A 21,368-nucleotide genomic window follows, 5' to 3' on the forward strand; every position below is an offset into this window, starting at 1 on the left:
TCTTCGGGAATTTATTGGAAAAAGAAAGTGGTGAGATTATGAAATGTCCGTATTGTGCCTACAATGGCACGAAAGTGCTGGATTCGCGACCTGCGAATGATAACAAGTCCATCCGTCGCCGCCGTGAATGTGAGCAGTGTGCCAGGCGTTTTACCACCTTTGAAATGGTGGAGGAAACCCCTCTCATGGTCATCAAAAAAGACGGCAGCCGTGAAGAGTTTAGTCGTGATAAAATGCTGCGCGGTCTCATTCGAGCCTGCGAGAAGCGTCCAGTATCCGTCGAGCAACTGGATATGATCGTATCCCAGGTGGAGAACGCTATCCGCAACACAGCAGCCACAGAAGTGGATAGCCAGCAGATTGGTGAGCTGGTCATGGAACAGCTTTACCCAGTGGATGAAGTCGCCTACGTACGTTTTGCGTCCGTCTATCGTCAGTTTAAAGACATCAATATGTTTATGAAGGAACTGAAAACACTGTTATCTAAAGATACAGCCAGCGACTGATCGCTGACTGTATCTTTTCTGGGCCATGAAGGGAGAAAATTATATTTTTTTATAAAAGTATTGACACAGGGTTAAATATTTTATATGATATAGAAGTCGCTTGAAACGTTGATAAAACTTGCTTATGATGGGGCCTTAGCTCAGCTGGGAGAGCGCATCGCTGGCAGCGATGAGGTCAGGGGTTCGATCCCCCTAGGCTCCACCAAACTTTTATTATGGACTCTTAGCTCAGTTGGTAGAGCAGTTGACTCTTAATCAATTGGTCCAGGGTTCGAGTCCCTGAGAGTCCATCTTTTTAGAAAAAACGGCAGAGATGCCGTTTTTTTGTTGTTTATAGATCTATTCCCAGTCTAACCGGGAACAGTTATGGGTGGAATGAGCGCGTAACTGACTGCACAGAAAACAGATCCTAAAGGAAATAGACGTCTTTTTTAATTGCAACCCATTGTTCACGAGTGCAAGGACTAGTTATTTGCAGACATGGGCTGCCCATTGACGAACTCTCAGAACAATGTGGACTGTCTGTAGACCGCATTAAGAAAATCGTATACTCAAAAAAGATGGATTTTTTATCAGCATATTCAAAAGAAGTATGAAAAAAACATCATTGTTTAACGCTCACTGACATAATTGGCAAGGATTTCGAGATACTCGTCATTCACCAATTTTCTTGGGGCGAATACGGCTGTTAAAAAAGTTAGAGATTTTGAACGCGCGATTTTTTCATCCATCATGGAGTGGTCGGCTTCAGGTAAATGAATCACGGACAGTAGCTCTGCGGGGATTTTCTGGTGATAGACTCGCTCGGTATCCTTTACATCAACATTAATATCTTTTCCAGCCAGAACCAAGAGTACAGGAGAATGGAAGTGACTTAATTCTTCGGTGGAATCAGACAGAAAATTTTTGCGTATAAAGCTCCATCTTTCTTTGGAAATCATATCGTCAGGATCGGCTATGCTTAGATATTCTTCATAAGAAGCCTGTCTTTTCAGTAACTGTAGAATCTCTTGATCGTAGTTCAATGTCTTTTGAATTTCTTGCGGAGTAACTCCTTCTCGCTCCAGTTCTTTTCTGGTATTAAATTGTCCTTGGGAAATCCAGTTCACGGCAGGCGATACAAGGATGCTGAATGCAATATCATGCTCCTCTTTAACGATCTTCGGAATGACCCATCCTGCTTGACTGGCTCCCCATAGGCCGATTTTTTGCTTATCAATCATAGGTAAGCTTCTTGCCCAGTCTATTGCATATCGGATCTCCTGTGCGCGGTCCTCCATGCTTTGGGCGAGCCAATTGCCAGGAGCGCTGTTAATACCGGGCTTATTCAGTGACAAGGAGGCATAACCCTTGGAAGCGAACTTTTCCCACAGTGGTTTGTATCCATCATCATAGGTGTCATTAATAGGACCATCCCCATGGACAAAAATAACCAATCCAATCTTTCCCGAGTAGTTTTTAGGCAAAGTTAATGTACCTGTTAACAGCCCTTTAGGTGTCGTGATTTGTATTTTTTCTTCTGTCATCTTGTAGGAATTTTGATATAGAACAATGAGTACCGAGACAGCAGCCAGAGCTGCCGCAATACCAAAAGTAAGCTTGAGTGTTTTTTTCAATGATGCTCTCTCCTCGAATGCAGGTTCTCTTTCCAACTCATCAGATGCCATACAGGCTCCTTGAACCAAAAATGCCGTAACCCATTATATTTGGATTGTTTTACTTCAAACGCCAGTTGGTGATACAAACGGATAGCCCCTTGGTTCTTATGCGCTACGTGAAGCGTCAATGCATGAAAACCAGATTCAACCGAAAATTGCTGTGCGAAAGCTACAAGATGGCGTCCTATTCCCTGATTACGATGACTTGAACGAATCGCCAAATGATCAATGTAACACTCATTTGCAGCGGGGGTATACTCTAGCGCATGCATACCTGCCAAAAATTTAAATACATTGAAACAACCAAACTGTTTTAGGAGCGGAGTCAAAGAAATGGGGTTTGTTTCAGGAAGTGAAGAGTAGGAGGGTTTCCATTTAAGGGAAAGAACACCGATAACTTCTTCGTTTTCTTTGGCTACAAATTGTTTCATAGATGTAGAATAAGGATTTTGAACCCAAACCTGCATTAACAACTGCTGTGTAGCTTGATCCTCTAGTGTAACAAGAGATTGGAATTTTGCTTTAAACGATTCGACTAAAAGACTGCAAACAGCTTCATGGTCTTGTTTTTGGTATGCAACAATGTCAAAAGATTTTGCACTCATGTAACACCTCCAAGATTTATTCTACTTTGACTTGAATTTCATATTGTAGCTTGTTGTTGTCGAACATCGAAAGATAAGATTTTTCTACTAGAATGATCTTGCTTTGGCAGTTATATTGGTGATGAGCTACATATCGTTCCATTTGTTTGATCTCATAATCAATCTCAGGTTCTTCAATGACGGAAAGATGCTTATAAAGATAGTTGCCTTCTTCCAGAATATAGTCAGCCACATCCGCCGTTTCATAACACAGCTTCAACTGTCCAGCATCAGGCAAGTAATGCATGTCATTTTCAAATAATCGAGGTGGGGCAGGGCGGTGTTCAAATAGGTTTCCGGCAGTGAACTCTTGACCATTCTCCAATGCAAACCATAGCTTTAAATGACGGGGACCTAATCGTTTGACTTGATACTCATCGCCCTGCTGGGTCCGATTATTATATTCTTCTAACACTTTGTGAATAAACTGTTCATGCATCTTTAAGTTAGCTATTTCAGCTTGTACTTTTTGCAACGAATGCTCTAAAAGCTGGTTATAATCATCGGCAGCATAGGAAGTCATACATTCTTGAATCTGACCGACAGGGACATTTAATTTACGTAGTAATAAAATATGCGATAGCTGATAAATCTCATGAAGCCCGTACATCCGATATTGATTTTCTTCAGTATGTGATGGATAGAGGATTCCCTTTTCTTCAAAATATCGCAGTTGATGTACAGATACATTCATAAGCTGAGCAAGCTGGCTGATCGTAATGTGTTCTTTCAATGAGAGGACTCCTTACTGATATTTGAATAACTCCACTATAAACCTTAGGTCAGACCTAGGGTCAATAGAAAATATCAAACAAATCTTGGATAGGCGTAGGTGTCGAGCATTTGATGCCCACACCAAGGGGGAGACTGGAGAGTTTACCTGTCGGTAATAACCCGTTATAATCATAAGATTAGTGAGCATAAACAAGATGCTCAGGATGAAGGTTAGAATGGGGAAATCATGTTGAAAACTTTTAAAAAGGTATACATTGAGATAACGAGCATTTGCAATCTCGCATGCAGCTTTTGTCCTCAAACACAGCGTGTCAAAAAATTTATTGATCCGGAAGTTTTTCGAAATGTGCTTGATCAGGTCAAACCACATACAGATTATATCTATTTGCATGTAAAAGGAGAGCCGTTGCTCCATCCGAAAATTGATCTTTTACTGGAAAGTGCTCATGAGAAAGGCTTAAAGGTCAATATTACCACTAATGGTACCTTGCTGCCGAAGACCGAACATAAGCTGCTTGGGCAACCAGCGCTGCGTCAGATGAACTTCTCTCTCCATAGTTTTGACGGACATGAAGGCTCCGTGGATCGAGAAGGATATTTGGGTAATATCTTCACGTTTGTAAGAGAAGCGGTGAAACACAATGTCATTATTTCGTTCCGTCTCTGGAACTTGACTGAAGATAATTTGACTAATGTGCAGCGTCAGCGCAACCGGGAAACACTTGAACGACTGGAGCAAGAGTTTGGACTGGACTATCGGATTGAGGAAAAGGTGATACCGGGTAGTGGGGTCAAAATTGCACCAAACGTTTATTTGAATCAGGACCACGAATTTGAATGGCCGAGCCTCAGTGCCCCGGAAGATGACGGAAAAGGCTTTTGCCATGCACTCCGTAGCCAAGCAGCGATATTGGTGGATGGAACGGTGGTCCCTTGCTGTCTGGATGGAGAAGGTGTCATTAATTTAGGTAACGTGCATGAGCAATCTTTTTCCGACATTGTGGAAGGGGAGCGTGCAAATCGTCTGTACTTCGGGTTCTCCAAAAGAGAAGCGGTAGAAGAGTTATGCCGAAAATGCGGGTACCGCAAACGATTTGGAACATAGTCATACAGGTAGAGCTTTAATCGACAGTAGAATGAATCGCAAGAAAGATAGCCCTTTTGCAGGGCTTTTTTACTTATATTTTGATATATACATAATTAATGGTTTTAAACTGTTCAGAGGAAGTTGGATATATTCGATTGCTTGTGAGAATGATTATCAATTATAATAAATTTAATTCTGATAGGACGGAATAAGAATTGAAGGAACGGTTTGGATGGGGGCTGAGCGGTAGTAATGAAGTTGAACGATCACATTTTGCTGTGGAATCATGTTTTTATACAGGTGATGGATGTTCGTCATAGGAAGATCGAAAAAGGAGAGGAGCTTCGAGCCTATCGACTTCCTGCCAGTGCGTTCTTATATGCCGTGCGTGGAAGCGCACGGGTACGGTTGGATACAGTATTCACAGGATAGAGCGTTTCCATGTACTGCATGGCGGAAAAGGAATGTGCCTGAGTATCCTAGCGGAGGATGTGCTTGAATATTACATCATTTTGTACAGGGCGACGTTGGCCCTGCCTGATCGCAAAGAGATAGCACAATTGCTGGAAAAGGGAAATCCCTTTCAGAATCAGTATGCTTTCGCACCACATTACCCGCTGTCCCTGTACGAGAAAGTGAAGCTGTTGGAGCAAGAATGGCGTGGAGCTTCTGGACTTGGCAAACTGCATGTTAAAGCCTTGTTTCATCAATTTGTATACGAGTTGTTGCAGCAGTTGTATTGGCAGGGCATCGAACCTCTTAAGCCCGACCTTGTATCGCAGGCTCATGCACGGAAGAGTTAAAATAACGGCCATGATGATTATGCTGTGTTTATCATTGATGCTGGGAGCTTGCTCGGCTCCGACGAATACAAATGGAAGTTCGCAAACGAAGGCTAATCATACAGCGACAACATCCAACAGCGATGGACAAGCGGCAGTGCAAGCACTGGATAAATTCCGTAGAATCAGTGAAATCTTTGGCAAGCAGAAAGAAGCCGAGCAGTGGATTACTGAATACGAGAAGAAAGCTGCAGAGGCCAGAATGAAAATTCAAGGTATCGTTAAGGACGGAGAGACGGTTTCAATTGTACAAGTCGCCAATAAATCGATATATGTTTTGGCAGCGAAAGGCGGCAATTACGGAAGTCCGACCATTTATCAGATGCTAAAGCTGCCACCTACCAAGAAGGCATTGAATATGAAAGAAGGATTTGAAAATATTTCACTTGAGGTTTTACCCGAGTATATGGGAGATCACATCTTTGTATACGGTTCAGAAGATGAAGGGGCTAATCAGATTCTGCATAGTGAGCTATGGAAAGGCCTTCAGCTGGATACCATAGTTAATCTCTTATTAGCCCACAAAAAATAAAAGGATGTACAAGTAACATCTCCTATCTAAACAAGGGGAAGCTTTTAGAATTTCAAGCTGTGATAGTCATATAGACAAAATCCGCTTAACACAAAGATTCCTAAGTGTTTGGCGGATTTTATCATGTCTATATTTCTTCTTCTCTGTATGTTTTGGTGTATCTTTGAAATTCAGATTTTTGATTATCGTAATAATCAGCTCTCGTCCAAAAAATAATTTGAGAGAATGAGTCGGAATGTTCCAAATAAGTGATTAGATATACAATTTTTACTTTATCACTCTCTACCCATACTTCGTATTGCAAGCCTTGATTCCCGTTTATATTGACCTTTACTGGTCCTGTCGAAATAATCCCTTTTCCAGACCTTTTGAGTACTAATTGAGCTGAAAACTCAGCGTAATCTTTTAATGTGATCATTGAGGATTTCTCATACGGCAGTTCAGATTTCCAATCCTTGATGATCGTCATGTATGCATCGTTTTTTTCATACCAAGCTTGAATTAGCGCATCTGGATTAAGAATTAAACCAGTCTTCCATATATAAGGGAGACGAATTTGTTGCGTGGCATCTTCACTTTTAAATGTTTTCAAAATAGTTGTTGAGCGAAGGTCTGGCTTAACTTGTGAGTCGCTTAAGACTTTCAAGGAGCTGGCTATAGTTGCAAATTCGTGATGTTGTTCTACTGCAGAGCCTCCCCTTGAATAGATTAATACTTGAAGATAGTGCTGCTTACTCTCTAACATGGCACTGAAGTAATAGACCTGTTGGCCATTGTATTTCCCGCTATAATCGGCTGTTCTGGCGGTTGTGGAATCAATCTGGATTGGGGTAGTATCCACAGCCTTAAAGTTTTCTAGGCCCAATGCGGAGATTTCTTCACGTTGCTGTACGAATTCGTCGAGCGTCATATTATTTGCAAAAGCTGACTTGGGGACACGGAAAACCAGACCTACATTCTTTTTTTCTTTGTCACAAACACTAAGCACCGAATCCAGTTGTCCCTGTTTAAATTTACGCCAGCCAGCGGGAATGGTAAGAGCCACAAGATCCTTATCCGAGGTAACGGTATGAGGCAGCGACTCTGTGACGGGTAGAACAGGCTGACTTTCTTTGTCTACAACTGTTGTACTATGAGTCGCATTGTCTACATCAGAATTTGTTTGGACTGCAGTTGCAGCATTTTTTGAGGTGCAGCTGGTAAGCATGAGCACTGCGATCAGTGCAATAACATAAAATCGGAAATGCGCAAAATTGAATTTCATGGAAATAACTCCCTCTGTTTCATATTTACAAAGGAAATTTTACCCTTTTATAAAATTATAAAAAAGAGGCGTTTGTCCTGTTTTACGTAGCTCAGTCGCTTATGGTAGTCGTTACTGAACATTGTTGACAGAGGTTGAGGAGGCACTAGAGTTGAAATTAATAACTTCAACGACTACTGTCGCGCCAACAATCAGGCCTGTATTTATAATTAGGTTTGTAGCAGAAAGCGTTGTTAAGCCGCCTCGCTGCAACGTCCCATTTACAAATACATTGTAGTATCCGCTACTGGTCGGAACAACAAGACTGTTTGTCGCGACTGAAGTACCACTATCATTCATGAAATATTGTGCTGGGATAGTGGTCACTCCACCAAATATATTACCAAGCACGACAATAGCTGTGTAACGATTAACCACTGGAGTGACATTGATACTTGTTGTGATAGCAATGTTTCCAGATACGATACTGTCTGCTTCCAGATAGATTTGAATAATAGACATAGGAATTCCTCATTCCTAATACTCCAGATAAATATCATAGTTTATGTGAATATTCTAGATATGGATTGGATGGGGAGGAGTCTTCTAATTATTTCTCTTTGTTCAAGCTTCTTTGGGCCCGGGTTACTATTCGCTTCGTTTCTTTAGTATCCGAAGCCATCAGCCATGCATTACAAACTTGAAGAACCCATTCCGGGCTGGTTTTGCTGGCATCATTCAACCAATTGCCAACGGAGTCCTGGACATATTTGACCGGATCGGACTGAACAGCCTCCAAGAGCGGAAGAGCCAACTCGGGATGTTCTTTTAGTTCAGGGATGTGCTTGGCCCAAACGCCTTGTGGTCGGGTTAATTCAATGGCAAAACGACGTATGTTAGCATCCTCATCTCGCACCCAACTGTCTAACAGGGCAAGCCCTTCAAGCAGTTGCAAGGATATGGATTCTCTCACGGCCATCCAGGCTATTTCACGTACTCCGAAATGGGAATCCGCTGCAAAGGGGCGAATGCCAGCCAATTTTTCCTCTACACTTAAACAGGGATCAACCCCGATGATGTAGGCAGCCCAGCAGCGAATGCTGTCTGAAAGATGCGAGGCCATCGCATCAAAGATGCGAATACGTTCTTCTATCGCTTGTTGCTCAAACACATGAAGCCACGCTCGCGCGATTGCGGGTATCATTTTCATGATCTTCTTTTCCTTCAGCTCATTCAATTCGGTCAGGAAGACATCGGATGATTGCTGCAAGCCAAATTCATCAAGAGTATTTTGTAATAGTACAACATGATCGACAGCCAGCCATTCGGTGAGATTCACCGTCTGAAGCCGCCCTTGCTGTAGCAGCTGAAGCACATCACTAGGAATATCTGACCCTTTGCGAGCACCTTTTCGTTGTAACATTTCATCCACTCCATATCGTAAATTGTCTGATAGGTATACGATACTTTTTTGGGTTGGAGTATAGATGTAATGTAGTTTACAACTTCACTAACTTTTCGCGATGGATGTAAATCGTCTTAAAGCCGGTTTTAATGACCTTTTCTTTGACAAGCTCCTGAAGAGCAGCTGTTACAGCCTCACGGGTGGCCCCGACCAGATTCGCAATTTCTTGATGAGAGAGAGGGAAATTGATTTTGCAATACTCATCACGGCTTTGGAGGGCGAACTGATCGGACAATTTCAGAAGAATATACAAAATTTTATCCTGTAAATTTCCCAAAGCTAAATGCTGGGCCAGACTGCTCATTCCTGAAATTCGGTCACTTAACACCTTGATCATGTTCATCATGAACCTGGGATGTTCTATTAAAAAATGCTCGAATCGGTCTTTGTCCATACGGCAGATATCGCATTCTTCTATCGTTTCTATATACATCTCCCTTGTTCCTAGTGAAATCATATCCATTTCACCAAATACATTTCCCTCGCGGAGGATATCCAAAGTAAATTGCTTCCCGTCAGCATTTAGCTTATATAGACGTACTTTGCCCTTTTTCACAAAATAAAGTCCCTCGGAAAAGGTCTCTGGAGTTTGTATAAAGTTTCTTTTCGGTATAGTCGTAATGGAGGTCATTTGATCCATTTCAATTAAATCTTCTAATGAGAGACTATGAAGCAAATTAAATTGGGACAAATATTGAATGCTATTCATATGTTCTCCTTTTCGGTTGCACAGGGTATACAGAATCATAATACAATTATAGCTTCTATAAGGTATTTTGACCTCTATTACTCACTTGTTTGCGATAGAGTGAATAATGAATTTTGGGGAATCTGTTGGATTTATATAAAAGAGAGGTTGGTATAAAATAGATATACATGATTAATAGTAGATACATAAAGAGTGAGGTAATAACCATGATTAAATTAAAAGATGTAGGCAATTTCAAGGTTCTTCCTGAGATAGCGATGCATATCGTTCAAGGCAATATATCTGCTTTACGCCAGGCGCTGACCGAAGGCTGGGATATAGAACAAGGGATCGTACTCAGCAAATATACGACATTAAGTCCACTGGATATTACACTCATCACTGGGCAAATGGAAGTCTTGAAGCTACTGGTCGATGAGGGGGTTCAACTTAATGTAAAGGATAATCCCGCATTCCTGACGGCTGTTCGCTATGGTACCGAAGAGGTTGTCCGTTATGTGGTCGCCCATGGCGCCAAGCTGGACGGTAAAAATCATGTCAAATCTGGTGCTTATGAGCAAGCCTACTACGGTAACAAAAGTAATATGCTGCTTATCCATGAGCTGGGCCTCGATATGAAGCAGCATGCTGGAGCAACACTCCGCAACGCAGTTAGTGAGCATGACTTGAAAACAGTAGCTTTACTATTGGAACATGGCGTAGATATTAATTTCAATGCCCCTAATATGGTATATCCATATAAAGCCACGCCTTTGACAGTGGCGGCGCGCAACAACGATTTTTCGATGGTGAAGTATTTGGTTCAGCTAGGCGCTGATGTGACGCTGGCAGAAAAAGATGGAGAACGGGCATATACAATTGCACTAAGTAATAAAAACGTAGAAATGGCTGAGTATTTAAAGTCTGTAGAGCCTCCGGCATTTCATAATCTGGAAAATAAACGACATGCTTTGAAAAGCTACAAGCTTCCGAAGGATTTAATAGCCTTTCTGACAGGGAATCAACTCCGTGTGAACCTGCCAGAAAATGATCTTGATATTCAATTTGTTGAGTTCTTTTCAATTATCGATACGGTTGAGATGAAGGTAGGTCGGCAAAAGCTGTTGCGTCTGTCTCTAAACGTAGATAATTACTCGGATATTATATTGGTGTGGAATCCAAAGCAGAAGTGCCTGGGTTATTATGACGAGGAGCATCAGGAATATGCGGATGTGTGCAGCTTTGCTGAGTTTCTTGCACAGCCGGAAGATTATCTGGAGAAGATTATTGAGGGTGAATATGTATCATAACAAGGTGAGCCATGAATGCGGTATGCACGCAGTCATGGCTCTTGTTATTTTAAAATACAGCACTAGTGTACACAGGTGCCTAATGCTCATCAGGAATGGTTACGTATGAGCTTAATGAGGTTTCAGGGAAATTGGGACGAATTGTGCGCATAATGGTAAAATAGTACTGATGGAAGCTTTAGAACGTTTTTGAACGTTTACTGCTGAATTCCTATGTAAGAAGAATGAATTTACATAAAAGTAGATGAATTTTCTTTAAAATGTAAACGCAATCATGTCGATTAGAGCGGGAATTCACCATTTTGTAAAAAAATGAAGTTGGAATGAATTTTTTTGAATCTTTTTGGAGAAAAATGATTGTTTTTTATCAGGTTTGTGGTACGATATAAACAGTTGGGGGAATGAAGATGCTGACGGAGGAAAGATACAAGTTAATAATACAGCGCTTACAAGAACGTGGTGTTGTAAAGTTGCAGGAATTGGCTGATCTGTTGGGAGCTTCTGAATCAACAATTCGGCGCGATTTGATAGATCTTGAGGGCCGTCAGTTGCTAAAACGGATTCATGGTGGGGCAACCTTACTGAATCAGAAAAGTCAGGAACCTGGCATGGAAGAAAAAACATTCAAAAACGTTCAACAAAAAAACGCAGTCGCCCGCATGGCAGCCAAAGAAATTTTGGATGGCGAATGTATTTATCTGGATGCGGGAACAACAACGATGGCGATGATTCCTTACATTGAAGCTAAAGACGTGACGGTCGTGACGAATGGTCTATCCCACGTAGAAGCACTGGTAAGTAAAAGAATCAGAAGCTATCTACTGGGAGGGATGATGAAAATTCATACCAAAGCCGTAATTGGCAGTATTGCCCTACAAAATTTGGACAATTTTCGATTCGACAAGTGCTTTCTAGGAACGAACGGGGTGGATATGGAAATGGGGTATACAACTCCTGATCCTGAAGAGGCGCTAATCAAGCGGCGAGCCCATCAGTTGTCAGGCAAAACGTATGTGTTGGCCGATTCCAGCAAAATTGGAGAAGTAACCTTCGCCAAACTGTTCGAGCTCAAGGAAGCTATACTTATTACCGAATCGATGCCAGAACGCTCACGCCGATCCATCGCTCAGAAAACTAAGATAATCGAGGGATAACAATGATATATACAGTAACGCTGAACCCTTCCATTGATTATATCGTGGAAGTTGACGATTTGAAGCTTGGTGATTTGAACCGGATGAAACGTGATTTGAAATTGCCAGGTGGTAAAGGAATTAATGTATCACGTGTACTAAACCAGCTGGGAGCAGATAGCACGGCGATCGGCTTTCTAGGAGGATTCACAGGCAGGTTTATCGACGATACATTGCGGGAAGAATCCATTAAAACTGATTTTGTAATGATCGAAGATGACACACGGATTAACATTAAACTCAAGCATGGCGATGAAACGGAAATTAACGGTTTGGGACCTGTGATTCGTGAGCAAGAGGCCGATGCGTTGGTGCAAAAGCTGGCCGCACTCCAGAAAAATGACATTGTCGTCTTGTCGGGAAGTATCCCGCCGTCACTTGGAGGAGACTTCTATGATCGGCTGATTAGCGTATGCCAGCAAACTGGGGCTGAATTCGTCATCGACACCACAGGTGAGGCGCTGATGAAGGCACTGGTTCATAAACCGCTGCTCATCAAGCCAAATCACCACGAGTTGGCTGAGTTGTTTGGCGTAACTATTCACTCAAAGGAGGAGATCGTCACTTACGGTCGTAAGCTGCTGGAAGCAGGTGCAAAAAATGTACTGATTTCCATGGCAGGAGAAGGGGCTTTGTTCATTACGGCAGATGAAGTGTATCACGCAAATGTACCAGCAGGAACGGTTAAAAATTCTGTAGGCGCAGGTGATTCAATGATTGCTGGATTCGTGGGTACGCTGGCTCTTCATGGCGATCCGATCGAAGCATTCCGTGCAGGAGTGGCATCCGGAAGCGCAACTGCGTTTTCCGATGATCTGGCTACTAGAGAGAAAATTGAACAATTACGGCCGCAAGTCACGATTTCAAAACGGTAATCCGGCTGCATCATGAGCTTATTATGCGTGTATCGACACGCTGACCGAACTTAGGAGAGTGTGAAAAATGAGAATAACAGACCTGATGATTAAAGAAACGATGATCATGGACCTGCAGGCGACGACAAAGGACGAGGCGATTGAGGAGCTCATCGCTAGTCTCGAAGCAAGTGGACGTATTAATGACCGTGCCTTGTTTAAAGAAATGATTTACAAACGTGAAGCAGAGTCCAGCACTGGAATCGGCGGCGGCATTGCGATGCCGCATGCCAAGACCAAAGCTGTGAATGAAGCGACTGTCGTTTTCGCCAAAAGCAGTAAAGGCGTAGAATTCGAATCGTTGGACGGTGAGCCGGCAAAAGTGTTCTTTATGATTGCGGCTCCAGAGGGGGCAGCAAATACGCATCTTCGCACACTGGCAGCCCTTTCCCGGCTCTTAATTGATACCGATTTTATCGGGAACCTTATGAAAACGCAAACACCGGATGAAGTATCTGTGTTGTTTGATACCAAGCAGGCGGAAGAAGAAGCTGCCAAAAAAGCAAAAGAGGCTAAGAAAGAGGCAGCCAAAGCGCAGCAAACGCCAGACGTTATCGTTGGCAATCCGAATTCTGACGAGTTTGTGGTTGCAGTGACCGCTTGTCCTACAGGCATTGCACACACGTTTATGGCTGAAGATGCTCTTATTAAGAAAGCGAAAGAAATGGGTGTAAATATCCGTGTAGAGACGAATGGCTCGGAAGGCGCACAAAACGTACTGACAGCGGATGAAATTCGTCGTGCCAAAGGAGTAATCGTCGCAGCTGACAAGAAGGTTGAAATGGCCAGATTTGACGGTAAACCTGTATTACAAAGACCGGTAAGTGACGGTATTCGTAAATCTGAGGAACTGATCCGCAAAGCGCTGAACGGCGATGCGCCAATTTATCGTAGTGAAGGTAAAGGCAGCGCTGAAGAGTCGAAAGCGGAGAAGAGCAGCGTAGGCAGCAAAATCTACAAGGATTTAATGAACGGTATTTCTCATATGCTACCATTCGTTGTAGGCGGGGGGATCTTGCTAGCCATTTCCTTCTTGATTGAACAGGTAGCGGGAGAAGATAATGTATTCTTCCAACTGTTACAAACGATTGGCGGCGGAACAGGTGCGTTCCACTTCCTGATTCCGATACTGGCCGGATTTATCGCGATGAGTATTGGAGACCGCCCGGCACTGATGCCAGGTATGGTTGGGGGTCTGATGGCTGTAAACTCCAATGCAGGTTTCCTTGGCGGTCTGGCAGCAGGTTTTCTGGCTGGTTATGTGGTGATCTTCCTGCGTAAAGCTTTTGCAGGTCTACCAAAAACGCTGGATGGTTTAAAACCAATCTTGTTATACCCGGTATTCGGACTCCTAATTACAGGCGCGATTATGTTCTACCTGTTTGATCCAATTTTCGGTGGTATTAATACGTGGCTTGTCAACGTTCTGAACAATTTAGGAACAGGTAATGCAGTTATTTTGGGTCTGATCCTGGGCGGAATGATGTCGATTGACATGGGTGGACCTTTCAACAAGGCAGCTTACGCATTTTCGATCGGTGTCTTTACTTCCAGTGGTAACACGAACGGAGCTATGATGGCGGCTGTTATGGCGGGCGGCATGGTACCTCCGCTGGCAATCGCATTAGCTTCGACGTTCTTCAAAAATAAGTTTACTGAGCAAGAGCGCAAGTCTGGCTTGACGAACTATGTACTTGGATTGTCCTTCATTACGGAAGGAGCCATTCCATTCGCAGCTGCTGATCCTCTGCGTGTCTTAACCTCTTGTATTGTAGGTTCAGCGATTGCTGGTGGTCTGACGCAGTTCTGGCAAATCAATCTTCCAGCTCCACATGGCGGAATTTTTGTAGCAGCTCTTGCCAATCATGCTTTGCTGTTCTTGCTTGCAGTGGTGATTGGTTCCGTAATTTCCGCGCTCATTCTGGGACTGTGGAAAAAACCGCTTGAAGCGAAATAACAGGTATGACAACAAGAGTATAAAAATAAAGAGAGGGCCACATTTTCTTAGGCCTTCAAAATAGTAAAGCCGCTAAACACCAGGTTTCTGAGTGTTTAGCGGCTTTTTCTTTATGCAAAGATGATATAACTTATTAGTAGTCTTGCATAGATGCTATAGCCTGCAAAGCTCCTTAAGCAGCTGTATAAATAGCTTTCGGGCCGAAGACATATACTGCTGGTGATGGTTGTTTTGTAATAGTCCAATGGCAATATTAGGGTCTGTTAACTGGAGGGGGACGGTGACCAGTTCCTCCGGCAAAGGCATTGACGATAGAACCACTCCAACTGAAGGAATCGTTTTTACGAACGTGGGGATCGACGAGATTTGACTGACAGTATAAAAAAACGGCATCGACGGGAAGTGTGAAAGCTCTTTCTCCAGTGGTATATGGTACAAGCAGTTCTTACCTCCGACGATAAGCGGATACGCGTACAGATCTTCGAGCTGAAGCTCACTTTTTGCCGCGAAGGGATGATTACGGGACACAATAAAGGCGATGTGTTCGTGATATATGGATTCAAAGTGTAAGGAAGGAATGGAGTGAGGTTCCCCAGAGATAGCAAAATCCAGCTTACCATCCACCAAAGCATGTGCGAGTGCATCCGTGTTTCCAACTGTAAAATGACACGTAATATTCGGTTTATGCTCTCGAAACTGCTGCAGAGCCAAGGGGAGTAAGGTAGCCGCTACCGTTTCAAGCACACCGATATGGAGCGTGCCGATCTCCTCCTTTTTCAGCGACTTCGCCTGGTCCATTACAAAATTCCAATGCTGAATAAGTCCGTCTATCTCCTCGGCATATAGTTTGCCCGGGGACGTTAACTCCGCATCCCAACCCCTTTTAAAAAGTTGAAATCCCAGCTCTTTTTCAAGCCTCTGGATTTGGTTCGTGACTGTAGACTGAGCGTAGTTTAATTTGACAGCAGCTTTTGAAAACGTTCCTTCTTCGATTATGGTACGAAATGTAGTTAATTCTTTCAGATCCACGCTTGCTCATCTCCATCGATGAAATTGAATATATTTATGATTATTTTCAATTATACAGATGAAGGGTAGAGGAGTACAATCATCTTATCCCAACGGATAGGAGAGATGAACATGCCATTTGTACGAGTTGGCTACATGGAGCAACAATACACAGAGCAAGAGCTGCCTGACATTAGCCGCTGTATCATGAATGCTTTGATCGAACATTTTCAGGTCCCGCCCAAGGATTACTTTCAGGTTTTTCATGCTCATAAGCAAAGCGAGTTTTATTATAGTCCCGATTATTTGAATGTATCCAGAACAGACAAGCTGCTGTACATCCAAATTACGATGGGATCGGGTAGAACTACGGAACAAAAAAAGGATTTTTACCAAAGATTAGCCGAACTCATCTCTATTGAATGTAAAGTCCGACCGGAGGATGTTTTTGTGACACTGGTAGAGACTGAATTAGAGGATTGGTCCTTTGGCAATGGACTTGCCCAGATGATTGTATGAAGCATAAATTAATCAAATCGAGTGTTCGGGAAACGATAGGTGATTTTGCACCCGCTTTTGTAACCTATACGGAGGATGTTCTTTTTGGAGATGTATGGAGAAGAAGTGAGTTGTCTCTTAGGGAACGGAGTTTTATTACAGTTGCTGCTCTGGTGGCGGGTGAGCATGTGAATCAACTTCCTTATCATCTGAACCTGGCCAAGGAAAACGGGATTTCGGAGGAAGAACTGGTTGAAGTCATTACACAGCTTGCCTTTTATGTAGGATGGCCCCGGGCAGCCTCAGCCATTCAGGTTGCCAAAGAGGTGTTTTGCAAAGAGCAAGAAAGTTAAGCATGAACCTAAAAAACTGCTAAGCACAAAGGATTCCGAGTGTTTGGCGGTTTTTTGGCATGATTGTATTGTTATTCTGCATTGAAAGCGGTATAGTAAGAGTAATTGAATGAGGGGTGAAGTGCCCTTCGGGATTGTTACTGGTGAGCAGGCGATACCCAAATAATGACTAATTGATTTAGTCGTTATTTGGTTTTTTTTTTGTTATTACAAACTTTGTCATTACATCAATGAGGTGAGCAGATAAATGATCATCCGGCAAATTTTTAACAACAATGTTATCCGAGTCGAAAATCAGGTGGGTCATGAATTTGTTGTCATAGGGAATGGTCTAGGCTTTAAAAAGAAAAATGGCCAGAGGGTCGATGAGGACAAAATAGAAAAAACCTTTGTATTAAAGTCCGATAAAATTCCACAAAAATTAATAGATCTTATTGGGGAAACATCTGTAGAGTATTTAAAGGTGGCGGATGAAATTGTAGGCAGCGCAAAAAAGGAAATGGGAGATATTTTTAGTGACAATATCTATATTTCTCTGATTGACCATATTCAATTTGCCATCTCTCGATACAGAAAATCCGTAGGACTTAAAAATTCACTGTTATGGCAAATTAAAAAATTTTACAAAAAAGAATTTATGATCGGAATGAACGCATTGGACATCATCCATGCTCAATTTGGCATCCAAATGGATGAGCATGAAGCAAGCTTTATTGCTATGCATTTTGTAAATGCAAGACAAGACGGTCAGGGAATGAAACAAACGGTTGAGATTACCGAGATTATTGATGACATTTTCAACATTGTAACCGATTACTACGAGATTACACTGGATGAAACTTCGTTCAATTATTCCCGGTTTATTACTCATTTGCAGTACTTTGCCCAACGATTGCTGAGCAATGAACAAGAACAACTAGCTTCAGGGGATAATTTCTTGTATGACCAAGTCAAAGATAAATACGAGAAGGCTTTTCAATGCACCCAATTAATCAATCAATATTTAGAGTTAAAGCATGAAAGTGCTATGTCGATTGATGAAAAAGTGTATTTGACGATTCATATACAGCGTGTAACCTCCAGAAATGATATAGCTAGTTCTTAGAAAAAAAGCTTGCAAACGATTTCTAAGTGATTTATAGTAGGCTCACAACTTAAATATAAGGATTGTTACTGGTTAAGCAGGCGATACCTAAATGAATGGCAGTGATCATTTTCTTTGATCATGCAGGCCTTTCGTTTAGGTATTTTTTTGTTTCCAGGCAATCTGCCCAAGAGGAGAATGAACATGGACCATAAGAAAATGGGCGAAGACATCGTATGTCTCGTTGGAGGAGAAGAAAATATCAATGGACTTGTCCATTGTGCTACACGACTCCGATTTGACCTGAAGGATTCACGAAAAGCCGAAAGAGAAGCGCTTGAGAAGCATGAGGGAATCATTACCGTTGTTGAAAGCGGAGGACAATTCCAAGTTGTTATTGGCAGCCATGTTGCCTATGTATATGCAGAGATCATGAAAAACAGGGATTTTGGATCGAATTCCCCTGCAGCCAGTGAATCCAGTGGTAAAAAAACATCGGTCATATCCACAATCTTTGAAGTCATTTCCGGTAGTTTCTCCCCGTTAATTCCGGCGATGGCGGGCTCGGGAATGATAAAAGCACTCCTGACGGTTTTGACCTTGCTAGGATGGATGTCTGCAACAAGTGATACTTATATGATCCTGTCTGCTGCAGGGAATGCTGTGTTTTACTTCTTGCCTATTTTGCTGGGGATTACGCTTGGTATAAAGCTGAAGGCGAATCCTTATGTAGCTGGTGTGATCGGTGCGGCTCTCATGGAACCCAACTTTACGGGGCTGATGGACAAAGGCACTGATGTATCGTTTTTAGGAATACCGGTGGTCATGATGAACTACTCCGCCAGTGTTTTCCCGATTTTTATATCCATTAGCATCTATGCGTTGGTAGATAAGTTTTTGAAGAAGATCATTCTTAAGGATTTACAGCTATTTTTAGTTCCGATGCTGGCTTTAATGATTATGGTTCCGCTATCTGCGATGGCTTTTGGACCTTTCGGTACAGGGGTAGGAGATTGGATTTCTTCAGGTGTGACATGGTTAATCGGTGTAAGTGGCATTTTGTCAGGGATTGTTCTTGGCGGTTTTATGACCTTTATGGTCGTCTTCGGACTTCACTGGGGTTTTACTCCGATCACGATTCAAAATATCGGTGTTGGCGGTGATCCGATTGAGGCGATGGCTGCAGCAGCTGTATTTGCTCAAATTGGGGTCGCATTTGGTATCTTCCTGAAGGCGAGAAAAGATAAAACACTTAGAACTCTTGCCGGTTCCACGAGTATTACAGGATTGCTGGCTGGTGTGACAGAGCCGATTGTGTATGGTCTGGTGCTTCGCTATAAACGTGTCATTCCGATTGTCATTATCGCAGGTGCTCTAGGCGGTGCCATCAATGGACATTTTGGAGTGAAAATGACGGCGTATGTGTTTCACAACATTTTTGCGATTCCAGTGTATACGCCAACCTTGCTATACGTGATTGCCATTGCCTGCTCATTCGCGGCAGCAACCGCACTAACCCTTATTTTTGGGTATGAAAGCAAGGTGAAGGAGGAGACCCCGGAAACAGTTGAATCCGTGAAAACAGCAGAACCAGAACCTGTTGTTACAGCAACGAAGGCTGTTGACATCAAGAAAGAAACGATCTACAGCCCGATCACAGGCAAGGCTATACCATTGAGCCAAGTGAATGATTCGGCATTTTCTACAGGGGCGATGGGAAAAGGCTTAGCCATTGAGCCGTCTGTCGGTGAGGTCGTAGCGCCTATAGATGGAGTTGTAACCTCGCTGTTTCCCACAGGACACGCCATCGGCTTGACTTCAAAGGCGGGTACGGAGATATTAATTCATATTGGAATTAATACCGTTGCGCTGAAAGGGAAGCATTTTAATCCAGTCGTTCAAGAAGGAGATATCGTAAAACAAGGGGACTTGTTAATCCAATTTGATAGGGAGCAGATTATAGAAGCAGGATACGAAATCGTGACCCCTGTCATCGTCACGCTTACAAAAAATAAAGTGGATGTGTTTGAGACAAATCAGGAGCAAATTCAAAAAAATGAAGTATTGCTAACGTTGGTTCTGTGATACAGGAAAGCCTATCATCACATTCATGAATTGCAAATTCAGAAGGATATAACGATAACTGGAGGGACTATAGCATGAAACATAATCAATTGAAGGCATTTCCTGAAAATTTTTTCTGGGGTGGTTCAACTTCTGCTTATCAAGTAGAGGGTGCATGGGACGAAGATGGAAAAGGCCCCTCTGTCATTGACATGGCTAATCACGTCGAAGGAGTCACTGATTTTAAGGTAACCAGTGATCATTACCATATGTTCAAAGAAGACGTAGCTCTGATGGCTGAAATGGGCTTTAAGGCGTACCGCTTCTCGATTGCTTGGACACGCATCTATCCGCAAGGCGCCGGTGAAGTCAATGAGAAGGGAATTGCGTTTTACAGCTCATTGATTGACGAACTCATTAAGTATGGCATTGAACCGATTGTTACTATGTATCATTTTGATCTGCCTTATGCTCTTGAACAACAAGGCGGTTGGTCGAAGAGGGAGACGATTGATGCCTTCGAACAGTATGCCAAAACATTGTTTGAGAACTTTGGAGACAGGGTGAAATATTGGTTAACCATTAATGAGCAGAACATGCTGATTCTCCATCCCGGTTCTATTGGCACATTAGATGCAAGTCTGGAAAATCCGCAAAAGGTACTGTACCAACAAAATCATCATATGTTAGTAGCCCAGGCGAAAGCCATGGTATTGTGCCACGAGATGCTGCCTGATGCGAAAATTGGACCAGCACCGAATATTGGGGTCATTTATCCAGCCAGTTCCAAGCCTGAAGATACGCTGGCGGCGGACAACTATGCAGCCATTCGCAACTGGCTCTATCTGGATATGGCTGTGTTTGGCCGATACAACCATATTGCCTGGAGCTATTTGGTCGAGAAAGGCTATGAGCCTGTCATTGAAGAAGGGGATATGAATATATTAGCGAAGGGGAACCCGGACTTTATCGCATTTAATTATTATACCTCTCAAACCGTAGGAGAAAGTTTAGATGACGGGAATGATTTTTCACATACAGGAGATCAGCATGAAATTGTGGGTGAACCCGGAGCATATCGAGGTTCCGTTAACCCCAATCTGCAAACGACGGAGTTTGGTTGGGAGATTGATCCGGTCGGTTTTAGATCCACGTTACGCCAAATTTATTCTCGCTACCACTTGCCTTTGATCGTGACAGAGAACGGCTTGGGCGCTTTTGACAAGCTGGAAGAAGGGGATGTAGTGAATGACCCTTATCGTATTGACTTTTTCAAGAAACATATTGAGCAGATTCAATTTGCTATTACAGATGGTGTAGACGTATTCGGCTTCTGTCCGTGGTCTGCAATTGATCTGGTGAGTACCCATCAAGGCTCCAGCAAGCGTTACGGGTTTATCTATGTGGATCGTGAGGAGTTTGATCTCAAGGATCTGCGTCGTATTCGTAAACAAAGCTTTTATTGGTATCAAAAGCTGATCTCCACAAACGGTGAAATTCGTTAATTAAAGCCGCCGTGAAAAAGCACCTCCTTGAAATGGATGTTACCATTTTGAGGGGGTATTTTTAAATTCCCTTTTTCAGGAG

At 42.8% G+C, this 21,368-nt stretch carries 22 protein-coding genes and 2 tRNA genes; 16 read left to right on the plus strand and 8 right to left on the minus strand.

Annotation, left to right across the window (positions count from 1 at the left end; all coding sequences use genetic code 11):
• Positions 1-38 precede the first annotated feature (38 nt).
• The 3 genes from nrdR (at position 39) to MKX46_RS23950 (ending at position 796) form a co-directional block, all read left to right on the plus strand.
• Positions 39-506, plus strand: a complete 468-nt coding sequence (gene nrdR / locus MKX46_RS23940) for a transcriptional regulator NrdR (protein ID WP_013309614.1) — start codon at positions 39-41, stop codon at positions 504-506.
• A gap of 129 nt (positions 507-635) precedes the next feature.
• Positions 636-711: transfer RNA gene (locus MKX46_RS23945), tRNA-Ala, on the plus strand.
• 12 nt (positions 712-723) lie between these two features.
• Positions 724-796, plus strand: a tRNA-Lys gene (locus tag MKX46_RS23950).
• Between the two features lie 321 nt (positions 797-1,117).
• Here MKX46_RS23950 and MKX46_RS23955 read toward each other — a convergent pair.
• The 3 genes from MKX46_RS23955 to MKX46_RS23965 are packed head-to-tail and all read right to left on the minus strand — an operon-like array spanning position 1,118 to position 3,541.
• Complete coding sequence (locus tag MKX46_RS23955; RefSeq protein WP_341071869.1) at positions 1,118-2,122, minus strand: alpha/beta hydrolase family protein; 1,005 nt, start codon at positions 2,120-2,122, stop codon at positions 1,118-1,120.
• Entirely contained in the window at positions 2,119-2,769 is a 651-nt protein-coding gene (locus tag MKX46_RS23960) for a GNAT family N-acetyltransferase (RefSeq protein ID WP_141695481.1), read from the minus strand. The genes MKX46_RS23955 and MKX46_RS23960 overlap by 4 nt, the downstream gene beginning before the upstream one ends.
• Before the next feature lie 16 nt (positions 2,770-2,785).
• Complete coding sequence (locus MKX46_RS23965; RefSeq protein ID WP_069011193.1) at positions 2,786-3,541, minus strand: helix-turn-helix domain-containing protein; 756 nt, start codon at positions 3,539-3,541, stop codon at positions 2,786-2,788.
• A 228-nt stretch (positions 3,542-3,769) separates the two neighbouring features.
• Here MKX46_RS23965 and MKX46_RS23970 point away from each other — a divergent pair, with 228 nt between their 5' ends.
• From MKX46_RS23970 to MKX46_RS23985, 4 genes are all read left to right on the plus strand, one after another.
• Positions 3,770-4,648, plus strand: a complete 879-nt coding sequence (locus MKX46_RS23970; RefSeq protein ID WP_049816948.1) for a radical SAM/SPASM domain-containing protein — start codon at positions 3,770-3,772, stop codon at positions 4,646-4,648.
• A gap of 234 nt (positions 4,649-4,882) precedes the next feature.
• Entirely contained in the window at positions 4,883-5,062 is a 180-nt protein-coding gene (locus tag MKX46_RS23975; RefSeq protein ID WP_029516636.1) for a hypothetical protein, read from the plus strand.
• 32 nt (positions 5,063-5,094) lie between these two features.
• Positions 5,095-5,433, plus strand: a complete 339-nt coding sequence (locus tag MKX46_RS23980; protein ID WP_340884945.1) for a hypothetical protein — start codon at positions 5,095-5,097, stop codon at positions 5,431-5,433.
• A gap of 10 nt (positions 5,434-5,443) precedes the next feature.
• A complete protein-coding gene (locus MKX46_RS23985) occupies positions 5,444-6,004 on the plus strand; it encodes an ABC transporter substrate-binding protein (RefSeq protein ID WP_029516638.1) in 561 nt (186 codons plus the stop codon).
• A 127-nt stretch (positions 6,005-6,131) separates the two neighbouring features.
• Here MKX46_RS23985 and MKX46_RS23990 read toward each other — a convergent pair whose 3' ends face one another.
• The 4 genes from MKX46_RS23990 to MKX46_RS24005 all read right to left on the minus strand — a co-directional run bounded on the left by MKX46_RS23990 (position 6,132) and on the right by MKX46_RS24005 (position 9,421).
• A complete protein-coding gene (locus MKX46_RS23990; protein ID WP_069012187.1) occupies positions 6,132-7,268 on the minus strand; it encodes a hypothetical protein in 1,137 nt (378 codons plus the stop codon).
• 111 nt (positions 7,269-7,379) lie between these two features.
• Complete coding sequence (locus MKX46_RS23995; protein ID WP_245249091.1) at positions 7,380-7,769, minus strand: DUF4183 domain-containing protein; 390 nt, start codon at positions 7,767-7,769, stop codon at positions 7,380-7,382.
• 88 nt (positions 7,770-7,857) lie between these two features.
• Positions 7,858-8,670, minus strand: a complete 813-nt coding sequence (locus MKX46_RS24000; RefSeq protein ID WP_069012186.1) for a DNA alkylation repair protein — start codon at positions 8,668-8,670, stop codon at positions 7,858-7,860.
• Between the two features lie 76 nt (positions 8,671-8,746).
• Positions 8,747-9,421, minus strand: coding sequence for a Crp/Fnr family transcriptional regulator (locus MKX46_RS24005; protein ID WP_209949828.1), 675 nt, complete (start codon positions 9,419-9,421; stop codon positions 8,747-8,749).
• Positions 9,422-9,627: 206 nt separating this feature from the next.
• Between MKX46_RS24005 and MKX46_RS24010 the strand changes: the two genes are divergently transcribed.
• The 4 genes from MKX46_RS24010 to MKX46_RS24025 all read left to right on the plus strand — a co-directional run bounded on the left by MKX46_RS24010 (position 9,628) and on the right by MKX46_RS24025 (position 14,774).
• Positions 9,628-10,710 (plus strand): ankyrin repeat domain-containing protein, encoded by a 1,083-nt coding sequence (locus tag MKX46_RS24010; protein ID WP_069012184.1) that lies wholly within the window; start codon positions 9,628-9,630, stop codon positions 10,708-10,710.
• A gap of 407 nt (positions 10,711-11,117) precedes the next feature.
• Positions 11,118-11,864 carry a DeoR/GlpR family DNA-binding transcription regulator gene (locus tag MKX46_RS24015; protein ID WP_029516644.1) on the plus strand — a complete coding sequence of 249 codons (747 nt, stop codon included), beginning with the start codon at positions 11,118-11,120 and terminating at the stop codon, positions 11,862-11,864.
• 2 nt (positions 11,865-11,866) lie between these two features.
• The gene (gene pfkB / locus MKX46_RS24020; RefSeq protein ID WP_029516645.1) at positions 11,867-12,778 is read left to right on the plus strand and encodes a 1-phosphofructokinase; all 912 of its coding nucleotides are present in this window, start codon (positions 11,867-11,869) and stop codon (positions 12,776-12,778) included.
• Between the two features lie 67 nt (positions 12,779-12,845).
• A complete protein-coding gene (locus MKX46_RS24025; protein WP_029516646.1) occupies positions 12,846-14,774 on the plus strand; it encodes a PTS fructose transporter subunit IIABC in 1,929 nt (642 codons plus the stop codon).
• Positions 14,775-14,927: 153 nt separating this feature from the next.
• Here MKX46_RS24025 and MKX46_RS24030 read toward each other — a convergent pair whose 3' ends face one another.
• Positions 14,928-15,803 (minus strand): LysR family transcriptional regulator, encoded by an 876-nt coding sequence (locus MKX46_RS24030; RefSeq protein ID WP_341071871.1) that lies wholly within the window; start codon positions 15,801-15,803, stop codon positions 14,928-14,930.
• A 111-nt stretch (positions 15,804-15,914) separates the two neighbouring features.
• On the opposite strand from MKX46_RS24030, the gene MKX46_RS24035 reads away from it, so the two are divergent.
• The 5 genes from MKX46_RS24035 to MKX46_RS24055 all read left to right on the plus strand — a co-directional run bounded on the left by MKX46_RS24035 (position 15,915) and on the right by MKX46_RS24055 (position 21,286).
• On the plus strand, positions 15,915-16,301 hold the full coding sequence (locus MKX46_RS24035) for a tautomerase family protein (RefSeq protein ID WP_165145314.1): 387 nt from the start codon (positions 15,915-15,917) through the stop codon (positions 16,299-16,301).
• The gene (locus MKX46_RS24040; protein WP_069012182.1) at positions 16,298-16,633 is read left to right on the plus strand and encodes a carboxymuconolactone decarboxylase family protein; all 336 of its coding nucleotides are present in this window, start codon (positions 16,298-16,300) and stop codon (positions 16,631-16,633) included. Before MKX46_RS24035 ends, MKX46_RS24040 begins: the two co-directional genes overlap by 4 nt.
• Before the next feature lie 247 nt (positions 16,634-16,880).
• Positions 16,881-17,738 (plus strand): BglG family transcription antiterminator LicT, encoded by an 858-nt coding sequence (licT, locus tag MKX46_RS24045; protein WP_029516650.1) that lies wholly within the window; start codon positions 16,881-16,883, stop codon positions 17,736-17,738.
• 183 nt (positions 17,739-17,921) lie between these two features.
• Complete coding sequence (locus MKX46_RS24050; protein WP_069012181.1) at positions 17,922-19,802, plus strand: beta-glucoside-specific PTS transporter subunit IIABC; 1,881 nt, start codon at positions 17,922-17,924, stop codon at positions 19,800-19,802.
• 74 nt (positions 19,803-19,876) lie between these two features.
• The gene (locus MKX46_RS24055; RefSeq protein WP_069012180.1) at positions 19,877-21,286 is read left to right on the plus strand and encodes a glycoside hydrolase family 1 protein; all 1,410 of its coding nucleotides are present in this window, start codon (positions 19,877-19,879) and stop codon (positions 21,284-21,286) included.
• Positions 21,287-21,368: the final 82 nt, after the last annotated feature.

Origin of the sequence: Paenibacillus sp. FSL P4-0113 (assembly GCF_038009305.1) — a bacterium.
GTDB classification, from domain to species: Bacteria; Bacillota; Bacilli; order Paenibacillales; family Paenibacillaceae; genus Paenibacillus; species Paenibacillus polymyxa_D.